The sequence below is a fragment of the Bacteroides intestinalis genome, from assembly GCF_003464595.1.
Classification (GTDB): Bacteria; Bacteroidota; Bacteroidia; order Bacteroidales; family Bacteroidaceae; genus Bacteroides; species Bacteroides intestinalis_A.
On the sequence record NZ_QRZF01000007.1, the window covers coordinates 177,717 to 193,174 of the forward strand.

General features: G+C 42.8%; 10 protein-coding genes. 1 reads left to right on the plus strand and 9 read right to left on the minus strand.

Annotation, left to right across the window (positions count from 1 at the left end; translation table 11 throughout):
- Positions 1 to 8 precede the first annotated feature (8 nt).
- Positions 9 to 1,850 carry a 4-hydroxy-3-methylbut-2-en-1-yl diphosphate synthase gene (locus DWW10_RS12370; protein WP_118421698.1) on the plus strand — a complete coding sequence of 614 codons (1,842 nt, stop codon included), beginning with the start codon at positions 9 to 11 and terminating at the stop codon, positions 1,848 to 1,850.
- A gap of 51 nt (positions 1,851 to 1,901) precedes the next feature.
- Here the strand turns inward: DWW10_RS12370 and DWW10_RS12375 are convergent, their stop codons facing one another.
- Genes DWW10_RS12375 through DWW10_RS12415 form a run of 9 tightly spaced genes read right to left on the minus strand, consistent with a single transcriptional unit; the run spans position 1,902 to position 15,257 of the window.
- Positions 1,902 to 2,669 carry a carboxylesterase family protein gene (locus tag DWW10_RS12375; RefSeq protein WP_118421697.1) on the minus strand — a complete coding sequence of 256 codons (768 nt, stop codon included), beginning with the start codon at positions 2,667 to 2,669 and terminating at the stop codon, positions 1,902 to 1,904.
- Between the two features lie 7 nt (positions 2,670 to 2,676).
- Positions 2,677 to 4,401 (minus strand): family 43 glycosylhydrolase, encoded by a 1,725-nt coding sequence (locus tag DWW10_RS12380; RefSeq protein WP_118421740.1) that lies wholly within the window; start codon positions 4,399 to 4,401, stop codon positions 2,677 to 2,679.
- Positions 4,402 to 4,417: 16 nt separating this feature from the next.
- Positions 4,418 to 5,986, minus strand: coding sequence for a sulfatase family protein (locus tag DWW10_RS12385; protein ID WP_118421696.1), 1,569 nt, complete (start codon positions 5,984 to 5,986; stop codon positions 4,418 to 4,420).
- A 4-nt stretch (positions 5,987 to 5,990) separates the two neighbouring features.
- Complete coding sequence (locus tag DWW10_RS12390; protein WP_118421695.1) at positions 5,991 to 6,845, minus strand: endonuclease/exonuclease/phosphatase family protein; 855 nt, start codon at positions 6,843 to 6,845, stop codon at positions 5,991 to 5,993.
- Between the two features lie 15 nt (positions 6,846 to 6,860).
- Positions 6,861 to 8,174, minus strand: coding sequence for a glucoamylase family protein (locus DWW10_RS12395; protein WP_409012364.1), 1,314 nt, complete (start codon positions 8,172 to 8,174; stop codon positions 6,861 to 6,863).
- A 12-nt stretch (positions 8,175 to 8,186) separates the two neighbouring features.
- Complete coding sequence (locus DWW10_RS12400) at positions 8,187 to 9,854, minus strand: glucoamylase family protein (RefSeq protein ID WP_118421693.1); 1,668 nt, start codon at positions 9,852 to 9,854, stop codon at positions 8,187 to 8,189.
- Positions 9,851 to 10,684: a LamG domain-containing protein gene (locus DWW10_RS12405; protein WP_259320476.1), complete on the minus strand. Its 834-nt coding sequence runs from the start codon at positions 10,682 to 10,684 to the stop codon at positions 9,851 to 9,853. The genes DWW10_RS12400 and DWW10_RS12405 overlap by 4 nt, the downstream gene beginning before the upstream one ends.
- A 17-nt stretch (positions 10,685 to 10,701) precedes the next feature.
- Complete coding sequence (locus tag DWW10_RS12410) at positions 10,702 to 12,219, minus strand: RagB/SusD family nutrient uptake outer membrane protein (RefSeq protein ID WP_182021389.1); 1,518 nt, start codon at positions 12,217 to 12,219, stop codon at positions 10,702 to 10,704.
- Positions 12,220 to 12,251: 32 nt separating this feature from the next.
- Positions 12,252 to 15,257 (minus strand): SusC/RagA family TonB-linked outer membrane protein, encoded by a 3,006-nt coding sequence (locus DWW10_RS12415; protein WP_007661974.1) that lies wholly within the window; start codon positions 15,255 to 15,257, stop codon positions 12,252 to 12,254.
- Positions 15,258 to 15,458 lie beyond the last annotated feature (201 nt).

The window sequence follows — 15,458 nt, forward strand, 5'->3', positions numbered from 1 at the left end:
AGTAATTAGTGGATTTATTCAACTATTCCCGTCGGGAAACATCAGAAGTAAATATTGGAGCCACCCCTATGGGCGGCTCCAATCCTATACGCATACAGAGTATGACAAACACCGCTACGCAGGATACAGAAGCCAGCGTGGCACAGGCCAAACGAATTGTAGATGCCGGAGGTGAATATGTACGTCTGACAGCACAAGGCATTAAAGAAGCGGAAAACCTGATGAACATCAATGCCGGCTTGCGCCGGGACGGATATATGGTTCCACTGGTTGCCGACATCCACTTCAACCCAAAGGTAGCAGATGTAGCAGCACAGTATGTTGAGAAAGTACGTATCAATCCGGGAAACTATGTAGATGCCGCACGCACCTTCAAGCATCTGGAATATACAGACGAAGAATATGCACAAGAGTTGCAGAAGATACATGACCGGTTCGTTCCTTTCCTGAATATCTGCAAGGAGAATCATACAGCCATCCGTATCGGTGTAAATCATGGTTCACTGTCCGACCGTATTATGTCTCGCTACGGCGATACACCGGAAGGTATGGTGGAATCGTGCATGGAGTTCCTCCGCATCTGTGTAAAAGAAGATTTTACAGATGTTGTAATCTCCATCAAAGCCTCCAATACAGTAGTAATGGTGAAAACAGTTCGCCTGTTAGCTGCTGTAATGGAAAAGGAAGGAATGCAATTCCCGCTGCACCTTGGCGTTACAGAGGCCGGGGATGGTGAGGACGGGCGTATCAAATCTGCATTGGGCATCGGTGCATTGCTAGCTGACGGCCTGGGTGATACCATCCGTGTTTCTCTGAGCGAAGCTCCGGAAGCAGAAATACCTGTAGCACGAAAGTTGGTGGATTATATCATGCAGCACCAGGATCATCCTTACATACCCGGAGTGGAAGCAGAAGGTTTCAATTATCTTTCTCCGGTACGGCGTGAGACAACTGCCGTACGCAACATAGGCGGGAATCACCTGCCTGTAGTCATTGCCGAACGCATGGACGGAAAGTTCGATACGAACCCGCAATTCATTCCGGATTACATCTATGCCGGACGTGCCTTACCGGAAATTCGTGAAGAAGGAGTGGAATACATTCTGGATGCGGATGTATGGGAAGAAGAGCCCGGAACCTATCCGGCTTTCAATTACCAGCAGATGCCACTTATGGGCAATTGCCAAGCCGATTTGAAATTCATGTTTATGCCTTACATGGCACAAACAGAAGAAGTGATTGCTTGTCTGAAATATCATCCGGAAGTAGTCATTATATCACAGAGTAACCATCCTAACCGACTTGGAGAACATCGTGCCTTAGTTCACCAATTGATGCAGGAAGGACTGAAAAATCCGGTTGTATTCTTCCAGCACTATGCTGAAAATGAAGCAGAGGACTTGCAGATAAAATCTGCTGCTGACATGGGAGCACTTATCTTCGACGGCCTTTGCGATGGTATTTTCCTGTTCAACCAGGGAGATCTCAGTCATGCTGTAGTAGATGCCACAGCCTTTGGTATTCTGCAAGCAGGACGTATACGCACCAGCAAAACGGAATATATCTCCTGTCCCGGATGCGGACGCACCCTGTTCGATCTTCAAAGTACCATAGCACGTGTAAAAGCTGCTACTTCACACCTGAAAGGATTGAAAATAGGTATTATGGGCTGCATCGTCAATGGTCCCGGAGAAATGGCTGATGCTGACTATGGCTACGTAGGTGCCGGACGTGGGAAAATCAGTCTGTATAAGAAGAAAGAATGCATTGAAAAGAATATTCCCGAAGAAGAAGCTGTAGAAAAGCTGATTGAGTTGATTAAAGCTAACGGGGATTATGAAGAAAAATAGTTTAAAGAAAAATGGCAAGCAGGATAAATCTACTTGCCATTTTTCTTTAAACTATTTCTTCTGACTGAACAGCCAACTCATAAAGTCGGGATAATTGAAAGCCGGATTCCAGCTACCATGATTACATCCCGGAAACTCGATGTATTCCACATCAGCACCTGTTTTCTTCAAAGTCCTGTATGCCGCACGCGAACCTTCAGGTGTAACCACATTGTCAGCATCACCGTGGAAAATACGAAACTTTACAGACTTGGCAGCTTTCAGGCGCGCCACATTTACTGTACCGCAAATAGGTACAGCAGCAGCAAATATCTCCGGGAAACGGACAGCCATGTCAAAGGTTCCCATTCCTCCCATAGAAAGTCCAACGATATAGATACGTGATTTATCAACCTGAGGCATTGCCAGATAAGTATCCAGCAAATCCTTCACTGTCTGAAAAATCGGAGTTATCGGTTCGTCCAACGGCATCTCATTCGGCAAAAATGATTCAGGACGTGCCGAGTATGCCCAATAGCCCGTTTCGGGACACTGTGGTGCAAGCACGAATGCCGGGTATTTCTCCCGGTTCACCGGATTCAAAAACATCTGTCCACCATGGGTCAATTGCCTCTCATTATCATTACCGCGCTCCCCTGCACCATGCAGAAAAAGCACCAAAGGATACTTCTCACTCTTTTTCATATTTTCCGGTTGCAGTAAGCGATACTGCAAGGTATCTCCCCGGGAAGAGATAAAGATTTCTTTCTGGTACGTTTCCTGAGCAGGCAAAGGTAACAGGAAGAAAAAAACACAAATAGCACTGATTAATCGTTTCATAGCATTGTCATTTTACATGTTTCACTTCTGAACGTAAAGATACGCCATTCTCATTAAATGCTTCCACACAGAAATAATAATCCTGATCGGTGGTAAGAGATTTCATAAGTAATTCATTATTGCCATATACCATCCAGGAGCTATAAAGTTTATCGGGAGCAATACCCCATAACACATTATATCCCTGTGCACCTTTGACCGGTTCCCAACTGATAGTAATATCACGACGGTCCGCGTGGCGATCAAGGGTTAATTTCTTCGGCTGTTGCGGCGTTTTCCCCATACCCAATCCAAATACCCGAAGTTCAGAAATTGCCAGGTTCGGGGTCGGTACATCTATGTTCTTATAGCGGATATAACGCGCAGATTGAGATTGTCCGAGTTCAACATAATCATTCGGGGTATCTTTATAACTTTCTTTGCGGTCAACCAATATTTCCCAATTCTGTCCATCCAGTGAACCCTCAATCACATAGCGGTGACGAAGCCCTTCATAACGACCATACATATCACTTTGGTAATCATGATAGTTGATCTGAATAGCAGATACAGCAGCCGGTTTTTCCAGATCGATCATTACCCATTGGCGTTCATCGTTAGTCTCAGCCAACCAGAATGTCTTAGTCAGTTCGTCAGTCAATGCAGAAGGTTGAAACTCTCCTTTTACAGTAGAGGCGGTAACCGGCTTACCGTAAGAGAGCAACATCCACCCTCGGAACTGTCCTGCCTTACCCGGCACGGCAGGAGCATAACGGGGATAATCTCCAAAACGGGTATCCACATGCATAATACCATCTTTATCGAATCCGGAGGGAAACATGCAGAGACGACGTTCCCAGTTCACATTGATGGAAAGAGACATCGAAGCAAAATGCCAATACTGCCCACCGGGACCAAGCACAGTGCTTCCATGCCCGGCACCATTCATATAACCACCCGGTTTATAAGATACCGGATTATGTTTCTGGTAGGTATAAGGTCCCATCGGATGATCTGCTACGTATACTCCGTCCGCATAAACATTGAATTCCGTACCCGGCGCACCATATTGCATATAGTATTTACCATTATGTTTTGTCAACCAGGGGCCTTCGATGTAACCGCCCAATACTGTATCCGTATGATTCTCACCAAAACGCTCCCAACCATGTTTAGGCATATCCAGATTGAAAAGTTCTTTCGTCTCCCCTTTCTTTGTAAAACGGTGATTTTTATCCAATTCCATACCCCGGATAGGATAAACATTGGAAGATCCCCAGAACATATAAGCTTTCCCATCGTCATCAATAAACAAATCAGGATCTTGCAGATTATGCAGAATGGCAGGCGTAGCTTCCCAATCACCGGAAGCAGGATCATCGGTATAAAGGATGCTCATAGAACCTGAAGGATCGCCTGCAACATAAAGCACAGAGTCCTTATAATTGTGTGCAGCCGGAGCATTGCATCCTTGAGGATACCAATTCTTACCGGGACGTACAAACTCCCAGTTCAATAAATCCCTGGAGCGCCAATAGCCGTGCGAACGCGTTACGAACATATAATATTCTCCGCGAAATTCCACTACTGCCGGATCGGCCCCCGAACGGTAAGAAATATCCCGGTCGGAATTATAAATCATATAGGTATAATCTATATTCAAGGGATTACAATATGTATCCTGACGCATATCCTGCGCCGGAAGAGTAGTCCACGCAATCAGGCAGACTATAGTCAATAACAGATGTTTCATTCTTTCGTTCTTTATATTACTTGCACAAATTCTGAGGAACTTCATATTGTTTTTGTAAACGTGCAAGTTCTGCCATTAGTTCAGCAGTTACTTTCTCCATTCCTTGCTTTCCGTACAGATTGTGCATTTCTGTCGGATCAGTTTTCAGATCATACAGTTCCCATTTGTCTTCCACATAGAAGTGCATTAATTTGTAGCGTTCCATCTTTACACCATAATGAGCACGGACACTATGAAATCCGGGAAATTCATAATAATGATAATAGAGCGATTTACGCCAATCACGCGGTTTCTTTCCCGTCTCTACCAACTCCCGGAACGATACGCCCTGCATATCCCGTGGCACTTCGATACCGCACATATCCAGAAAAGTAGGAGCAAAGTCTATGTTCTGCGTCAGTCCTGTTACCTGAGTTTCCGGCTTGATATGTCCGGGCCAGCGCATAACCATCGGCATGCCGAAAGATTCTTCGTACATGAAACGCTTATCAAACCAACCATGTTCTCCCAAGTAGAATCCCTGATCGGTAGTATAGACTACAATCGTATTTTTATCCAGTCCGGTACGTTTCAGATAATCAAGAATCTCTCCCACACTTTCGTCTACACTCGCTACAACTCCCATATAATCTTGCAGATAACGCTGGTATTTCCATTCCGCAACTTCTTTGAATGAACGTTTTCTGGAGTGGAATTCATTATTTCTATCACGGTATGCATCAAGAAAGCGACGGCGTTCATCCGGCTCCATTGTCCCCAGAAAAGCATGCGGCCAAGGGTCGAACAGTAAACTGTCACTATCCATACCGGTAACCATCTTCAGATCGTGTCCTTCGTACATGTCACAATAGATATTCATCTTTTGCATCTGTGCCGCATAACGACCCTCATAAACATCAAAATAATTATCAGGAAGTGGAAAAGTAGTATGCTCATACAGATGGTAATGTCTTTCTGCGGGTACCCAGTTTCTATGAACAGCTTTGTGATGCATCATCAGAAAGAAAGGTTTGTTCTTGTCTTTCCGTCCGTCGAGCCATTCTTCCGTGTACTTAGTAATCAAATCCGTCACATACCCCAAATGACGTGTGGTATCATTTTCAGTAATAAAATGCGGATTACAATATTCTCCCTGATCATCCAGAATCATCCAATGATCGAAACCTGTAGGCTTAGAAATAAGATGCCACTTACCAATAACAGCTGTCTCGTAACCATTTGCCTGCAATATCTTCGGAAGGGTCTGTTGCGTACCGTCAAAACCTTTCGCCCAGTTCTTCATGAAACCATTCTTATGGCTATGTTTACCGGTAAGTATGGCAGCACGACTCGGCCCGGAAATAGAATTGCAACAATAGTTATTCTGGAAAACTGCTCCTTCATGCCCGATACGGTCAATATTCGGAGTCGGTGCCACTTTCCCTATAGGATGACCATAAATACTCATAGCCTGACGGGCATGGTCATCACTCATAATAAAAATAATATTGGGGCGTTCGTTACGGACTTCCTGCTCTTGACCTTGCAGAATGGAGGAAGGCACAAAAGGTAAGACGACAAGCCCCAAGGATAATTTAGAAGTCATGGCACTATCGAATTGTCAGATTAGCCTGAATAGGCGCATGGTCGGATAAATAGCCATTGTCCGGCTTGTCTGCTATCACTCTGAATTTATTGGCTACCACCTGTCCATTGACAAAAATAAAGTCGATCAACTGGCGTTCTTCAACCGGAATACGCCCAAAATCATGGAAACTCCACGCAGGACCATAAACTACGTCAGATGTGGAATAAGTATTCTGCATTCCCCCTTCCGTAAGAACAGAAATCGGGTCTGAATCAACAGTACCATTAAAATCTCCCGTAATAACCACCGGTAAGTCCAAGGCTATCTCACGTATCTTTGCAAGCAACAAAACTGCACTTTCACGACGGGCAACCTTACCAATATGGTCAAAATGTGTATTAAAGGCAGCCAATTCTTTACCACTGACTTTGTCCTTAAGAACAGCCCATGTCACAATGCGTTCGCAAGCAGCATCCCAGCCTTTTATTCCAATAGAATCGGGTGTTTCACTCAAACCGAAATTTCCACTTTTCACAAGATCGAAACGATCGGTCTTATAAAACAGGGAACAGTATTCCCCTTTTTCTTTTCCATCGGCACGCCCCACACCTAAAACCGTATATTGTGGAAGACGGTTCTTCAGGTCGTCCAACTGGTTCTTTAATACTTCCTGCATACCTACTACATCCGGAGCATAATAAGTAATCATTTGTGCCGCAGCATCTTTACGATATTTCCAGTTATTCAAACTATCCGCTACATGGTCCAGACGAATATTGAATGACATCACATCAACCTTAGCTTCCGGCTGCTTGCTGCACGAAGCAACAAGCAGAACGAAAGCAACTAATACACTATTAAAAAACATGTTTTTCATAATTATGTAACCTTTTTAATTTAAGTATGGTGTTTTAAATCCTAACTTCTTCAATCCTTTTTGTACATCCGGATGACTCATAAACAATTTCCATATTAAACCTGTACGATAATTTTCTATCATAACAATAATAGGTCCCTGATCTATAGCCAGATAAGATGGCGCAAACCAATCAGCAGTCAGGTTGAATGCATCCTTGAAACCATATTCCCCCCAAAGCTTATCGCCAAGCTCTTCATAGAAATAGCGCATGGCCTGCAATGAATATTCCGGTGCATAAGGAATAGACGACAAGGCGGCTGTTGGAGTAATAACACCACGGTCATTACCAGGACAATGCGCAGAGTACCCTTTATCACCATCACTGGCTGTCAGTCCCCAGCACTGTTCTCCATACCCTTTATACCCTTTCGGATTATCTATGCAATAAGCACGATTAATCAGAGTATGTGCTTTCATCTGTTCTTCATAATCAGCATAATAATCTTTCAAGCCACGCGGATCAAGTCCCATATAAGAATAATGGGTAAAGAACAAAGGTCCGCCATAATCACTTCCCAATGGCAAGGTTATATCGTAATACTTCTTACCATTCTTGAAAACGATAGAATTGGCCCACCCTTTATGATATACCGACTCTGCAATGGGATAAGTGGGTGAAGAAGCAGCAAGTATATACGTAATATGACACTCATTATGCCCTTTTATCTGATGGTTCATCGACCAACCGTTATTGGGTGACCAATGCCAATAGAGTACATCCTCACCACCTTTAGTAAACCAATTCCATTCAGCCTGACGCCACAGGTCATTAATAAGACCACGGATACGTCTTTCCACCTGATTATCTTTGTTGAAATACTGATGTGCAGCCAGCAGCCCTTCGAACATGAAAGCAGACTCTACCAGATCGGCACCATCATCTTTCCTACTGAAAGAAATGGTTTCTCCGTTCTGCCCATTTATCCAGTGCGCCCAAATGCCATGGTAACTGTCCGTATTCTTATCATTCAGAAAGCTGACTATTTTCAGCATACGCTCTGCCGCTTGTTCACGCGTTACAAATCCACGTTCTGCACCGACAATAATAGCCATTACCCCAAAGCCGGAACCACCAATGGTAACAATATCGTCATTACCGTTACTACGTTCGCGTGCCAAGCCCGAAACCGGATGTCCATAATCCCAGAAATAACGGAAAGTCTGTTTCTGCACGAGGGTCATCAGTTCTTCATCAGACAAGTTCTTCCCCTTCTTACCACCGGAAGCTGCCGGTAGCAGGCTAAACGGGTAAAGCAGAAGCATCACATATATTATAAGTCTCATCATATATTCTATTTATCAGTTTAGTGCAGGGCTTTCAAAGCCTAACTTTTTCATTCCCTGCTGAATTTCCGGAATAGCCATGAATAAATTCCAAAGCATTCCTGTCCTATAATTTTCTATCATACAAATGATCGGTCCCTGATCGATAGCTATACACTGGTTATCATACCAATTAGCTGTCAGGTTGAAAGCATCTACAAAACCATAATCTCTCCAGAGTTTATCACCCATCTTATAATAGTAGAAGTGCAATGCAGACATCGACTCTTCCGGAGTATAAGGAAATGCAGACAATGCAGCCGTAGGAGCAATCACTCCTTTATCATTTGTAGGTGAATGTGCCGAATAACCATTATCACCATCACTAGCTGTCAACCCCCAACAAGAGGCTCCATAACCAGCATATCCCTTAGGATTCTCCTTACAATAATTATAATTGATCAGAGTATGGTTTTGATTCTGTTCCCAATAATCAGCATATTGATCTTTCAGTCCTTTCGGATTAATGCCCAAGAAGGAATATTGAGATAAGAATAACGGTCCACCCTTATCAGCTCCCAGCGGAAGCTTGTATCCATAGTAGGTATTACCATTCTTCAAACCGCCATTCCTTGCCCATCCAGCTTCATAAACCGCCTTATCGATAGGATAAGTAGGAGAAGAAGCTGCAAGCACATAAGTTATCAGGCACTCATTCCAACCTCTGATCGGAAGATTCTTCTCAAATCCATAGTTCGGGCTCCAATGCCAATACAGAACAGACTCTCCACTTTTCTGAAACCAGGTCCATTCAATAGCTTCCCACAAGCGGGTTATATCAGAACGCAACTTACTCTCAGCTTCCGAACCGTCCTTGAAGTATGCACGTGCTGCAAGCAGTCCCTGGAAAAGTAAAGAGGTTTCTACCAGATCCGCACCATCATCTTTATCACCAAATGGCTTTGTCTCACCGGTTGCGCCGTTAATCCAGTGTGCATAGGCTCCATGATAACTCGTACACTCTTTATCCAGGAAAGTTACAATCTTCTGCACTCTTTCAAGAGCTTCCTGTCGAGTTACAAATCCTCTTTCAGCCGCTACCAGCATCGCCATCACTCCAAATCCTGTTCCTCCGGTAGTAACAACATCACCGGAAGTTGTTCTTTCGCGTGCCATACCGGAATGTGCATGACCGAAGTTCCAGAAATACTTAAAAGTTTGTTTCTGCACCAAAGTTAATAAATCCTCGTCAGGAATGCGATCAAACTTATCCGAATCATCCATCCCTGTACGGATTTCATAGACTTTGCCATTGGTAAGAAATACTCCGGAGGTGGATTTCACCCCCGGATTGATCACCAGTTTATATGAGGAAAAACTTTTAAAGCCACCTGTTGGAGTCAATGAGAGTTTATCCTTTCCCTGTAGTTTTGAATCATATGCCACCGCCTGATCATTCAGTTTCAATATGATATTACTCTGAATCGTAGCTTCATCCACTGCATCTGTGAATGTAAGCACAATACTGGCATTGGGAGCTACATTTTCAAAGGAACTCTGATCCTGTTTCTCACCAATGGATATACTTTGCAGTTCAAATTTTCCGGGTGTTTCCGAAGCATCATCTTTACTGCAAGAAATCAGTAATAAGGACAGTATGAAATAAACAGCTCTCATATTCACTCTATTTCTAACGGTCATCATTCTTTTCCTGAATAAAGTTGCTTGATATCAGAAGCAGATATAGCTCTGTCATAGAAACGGAACTGGTCTAACTGTCCCGGAAAATTGGATGCCCAACTCTGTGCTCCTGCACCTTCTGTCAAACTGGGTTTTGTGCTAAACTGAAATGCTCCGATAGCAAATGTACCCAAATCTTTAAATTTAAGCTTTCCATAACCGGGCAGCTCTTTTGTAAATGCACTTTCACCATTCCGGTAAACTGTTACTGTCGAATTACTACCATCATAAACAAATGCCATATGAACCCATTCGGTACCAAAAACATTGTCTATCTTAGCTTCTACCCATCTCTCATCATTATCCTTTACGGATGTACAGTTATACAGGTGCATCTTGAAGAAAGCCTGGGTCTCACTACTTGTATTTTCCAGATAGATATCAAAGTTACCCCAGAAAGTCTTGGTATTAGGAATACTGAAGACACCATATGCGGAAGTATTTCTCGTTGTTTTCATCCAGAAAGCCACCGTACAACTTCCTAAATCGGGTATGGAATCGGTCAGATAAGAAGGAACACGGGCTAACAGATACGTATCTTTTGTACCTTGATAAGCTTGTCCGTTGATTCCATCAGTATAAGTAATATCCCCTCCGGCACTCATGAGGAAGGTGTAATTGCCCTTATCACGCATATCATTCTCAAAAGGCAAGAACAATTTCATTGGTGAGAACACTTTGGGAGCAGAACTATCCGGATAATCAAAAGCCGGATGATCCATATCCTGGAAACAAGATTGCAAAGTGAGTGCTGACACACAAAATGCCAACAATAAATAAATATATCTTTTCATGGTCATTACTATATGAATTAATAATTAGGGTTTTGAACTAACACGCCATTTGATTTGTCAATTTCGTCTTGAGGCAAAGGCAACAATGCATGCTTATCCTGGTAACCGGTCTTTCCGGCTGCATGCAGCACTTCCTTAGCTATTCCCCAACGTACAAGATCATAGAAACGGTCGAATTCCATACCCAACTCAACACGACGTTCATGACGAATAGCTTCCCGCAATTCACTCTGATTATCAGTGGTAACCTCCGGCAAGATATTAGCATTCGTACCACGGGCACGGGCACGTACCATCTCAAGATATCTTCTTGCACTCGTATTATCACCCAGTTCGCAAGCAGCTTCCGCAGCCATCAGTACGACATCCGAATAACGGATCAGACGAATATTCACCCAATATCCCCCCTTTGTATACTTTTCACGTAAAGCCGGATCCGTATACACTTTCTTATTAAAGTACTTTGCTATCACATCAGCATTGGCAACCGGCTTTTCTCCATAAGGTTTGTTTGCTGGAATGGTCGAAGGATCTTCTCCCGTTCTAATAAAATACAATAGAGTCTCATCCTTTCTCGGATCACCTTCTTCGAATGCATCAGCCAATAATTGAGTAGGAGTATGTTGCCCCCAACCTAAATTCCATTCACCGGCTCCACGGCATCCTTGTACCGAAGCATACTGGCTACCAATTTCGTTGGAACCCGGAAGAGCAGCAGTAGCAGTACATTGCAGTTCTAAAACAGATTCACTACAGTTTTCACCTTTCTCACGGAAAATATCTTCATAAGGTGTATTCAAATTATATAAACCGGAAGAAATAACGTCCTCTGCTGCCGCACGCATATTGTTCCAATCATTACGCATCATATAAGTACGGGCATGTAAGGCACGAGCCGCTCCCCAGCTAAGACGACCGACATATTGTGCTTCCCAAGTCCTCGGCAAGTAAGATTCTGCATTTGTCAAATCTTCATCAATCAAAGTATATATCTGAGCAACAGAAGATTTGGGAATATTGGCATCTGCTACACTCCCTACTTTAAAATCAATCAAGGGCACTTCGCCAAAAGCACGTACCAAATTGAAATAACAGAAAGCACGCATCAATAAAGCCTCTCCCTTATTGACTAAGTCACCGCCTGTCAATGAAGGATTCGACTTCATCTCCTCCAATACATCATTTGCTTTATGAATCAAGGTATAATTGGCATTCCAGTAACTTTTTATCATGCCATTACTTGCAGCATATTCAAAATCATCAAACATTTTTCCTGTTGCAGATCCGTCAGACAGTGTACTACCCTTTTCCGCATCTTCCGAACGCATACCATGAATAGCCAACGCCGTATTTCCGGAAACAATATGATAACCGCGAAGCAAGGCATACATGTTAAAAATCTGTGTTTCATAAGTACCACCAGTCAGGTCATCTTCAGTCAATACTCCTTGCGGTTTCTGATCTAACAGGTCACTGCATGACATCTGGGAACATCCCAGTGCCAAAGCCATCACATAATAAAATATCTTTTTCATACTGATCGTTTTTCTTTTATTAGATTTCATGTTTAGAATGATAAGTTAAAGCCTAATGTATAAACTACAGGCATCGGATAACCTCCACCATCTACACCAAACGCTGTTGCACTACCACCAACTTCAGGAGTATATCCGGTATTGCGGCTCCATGTTTTAGGATTCTGCACATTACCATAGATACGTAAAGATTGCAGTTTAATGCGATTCAACAAACGGGGATCAAAGGTATATCCCAACTCTATGTTACGGATACGGAAGAAACTTCCGTCTTCTACATAGTAAGAAGAGGCTTCCAGATTTACAGAACGGGATGGATCAAGAATCGGATCCCAGTTGGATGTTCCTTCACCATGCCAACGGTTCAAATGCCCTGTACGATAGTTGAATTGTGCATAAGCACTACTATCCCAGTTACGATAAACCTCATTTCCATAAACACCCATCATATCTACACTCAAATCAAAATTCTTGTAACCCAGATTTACGCTAAAACCATAAGTAAAATCCGGAGTAGGATTACCAATCATAGTACGGTCTTTCTCTGAGATAATACCGTCACCATTTACATCGGCAAACTTCAAATCGCCCGGCTTCACAGAAGCTACCTGGTTAGGTGCTGAAGTTTCTATATCGGTTTCATTCTGATAAACACCTGCCACTTTGTATCCATAGAAGTAGCCGATAGGATATCCTTCAGATACACGGGAAACACCATTAATTATTGAGTAATCCTTGCTTATCAATGATACAACTTCATTATCAATAGTCGTTAGATTGGCTGAAACACCATAACGCCAGTTTTCACCGATTTTATCGCTCCAGGATGCTGCCAACTCAAAACCACGGTTACGAATCTCTCCTGTATTCTGCAATGCAGGAACCGTACCTGAAAGACCGGGAACACTTGTCAGCAAATCTTTGGTTGTCTTATTGTAATAAACAGGAGAAATCTGCATGCGACCATCCAACAGATGCATATCAAAACCAACTTCCCATGAATAGTTACGCTCCCAACCCAATGTCTGTGAAATCAGTTTATCCGGTCCCTTACCTGCAATAACATTATCACCAAAGACAGCAGAACCCGAACTTGTAATATTAGGATAGGCCGGATAGCGGGAACCTCCTGTATTCTGGCTTCCCAAAACACCCCATGAGCCTTTCAACTTCAGATAATCGATTACATTCTGTTTCTTCATGAATGCTTCTTCACTCATAACCCAACCGGCACCGAATGAATAGAAATTATCCCATGTATTTCCTGTTCTCTTAAATACGGAAGAACCGTCACGACGATAAGAAGCATTCAGCAAATAACGATTTTTATAGTTATACAATGCACGGAACAGATAGGACATTGTAAACCGTTTATATTGGGATCCACCATTAGTAGCTGATGTAGCATCATCAATCATAGTAATCCACCACTTATCTATATCTTCGCCAATGGGAACACCATAACCCGGCAATTGACTGCGGCCACCCGATAAATCAGAATATTCATTATAATTCGTAGTAAGACCGGCAGTCAGAGTTAAACCATGATCACCAAACTGGTTAATATAAGTCAATACATAATCGGACTGTGCAGCCATTGATGTAGACTTCGACTGACTGATACTTTCTTTATCCGTCAATCTTTCTTTACCACCTTCTACATCCGGGTTATACACATAAATAAGCGGAGAATAAGAACGTGACTGGCTGGAAGCATAATCCAGGGAGAAAGTAGCCTTAAAGGTTAGATTCTTCATCAAATCAAGCTCTCCGTAGATATTTCCTGCCATACGATAATTTGCAGATTTATTATGAGCACCTCTCAACACGGGTTCAATCATAGGATTCCAAACCTGAGCACGCTGAAAATCAGGAAGAGTATGTAAAAGACCGCTTTCCGCATCATAAACAGGAGCAATCGGAGCTGCTTTCAAAGCAGAGCCTACACCTTTTGCATCAGGATATAATGCACGTACACCGTTCACCTGGAAACCAAAACGTAAGAAGTCGGTTACTTTATGTTCACTATGCAAATTCACAGTAAACTTATTCAGCTTTTCACTCTTAATGGAACCTTCTTCCATTACATATCCCAAGCCCAGATAAAACTTACTTCTATCTCCCGAAGCTGTAATGCTAACCGTATTGTTAGTAAGGAAACCTGTTTGGAACATCTCATCCTGCCAGTCAGTATCTGCATTCCATACTGTATAATCGTACGGATCGCCACCCTGATTCATGCGTTGTTCATTATAAAGCATTTTGAACTGCTCTGCATTAGTCAGGCTAACGCGGTCTGTAACCTTTTTCCAACCCACCGAACCATTAATACTGACCTGAGTCTTACCTTCTTTCGCCTTCTTAGTAGTAATGATAATAACACCATTAGCACCACGCACACCAAAAATAGCCAAGGAAGAAGGGTCTTTCAGGATTTCCATAGATTCAATATCCGCTGTATTCAGATAGTTGATGTTATCCGTAAACAGTCCGTCCACTACATATAAAGGAGTATAACCATTGATGGAGTTTGTACCGCGAACACGAATTTCCGGATCCTGCCCGGCACGTCCTGTATTGATAACCTGCACACCGGCAACCTTACCTTGAATAGAAGCCAAAGGATTGGTAGACGGTTTTGAAGCAATCTCGGCAGCTTTCACTGTTACAATAGAACCGGTCAAATCACGCTTCTTGGCACTACCATAACCTACTACTACAACTTCTTCAATGAGCTGGCTATCCTCTTCCATCATAAGATTCACTGTAGAACGCCCATTAAGCGCCACTTCCTGTTCCTTCATACCAATATAGCTGAATATCAAAGTGGCATTTGCCGGTACGCCAGGAATCTGGTATTTTCCGTCGATATCCGTAATAGTTCCCATATTCTCCTGTCCTTTTACCCGAACAGAAGCACCTATAACAGTTTCGCCTGTCTTATCTGTAACGACACCCGAAACTGTAATCTTGTTCTGCGCCATCGAAACGACAGCAAACAGCAACATCACACATGTAATTAATAGATTTCTTTTCATTTTGTATTGATTTAAAATTACTCTGCAAACGTATAGCAATAATTGATTTAAGTCAAAAAACAGGCTACCACAAGAGTACCACGCCTAAACATGGTACTACTTTATAACTACTACATACTCGCAGAACTAATTAGTTATCAGATATTTATTTTTAATAAAGTTTCTGTATTCGTTCTTTATCTATCTACTACCAGGCAGATA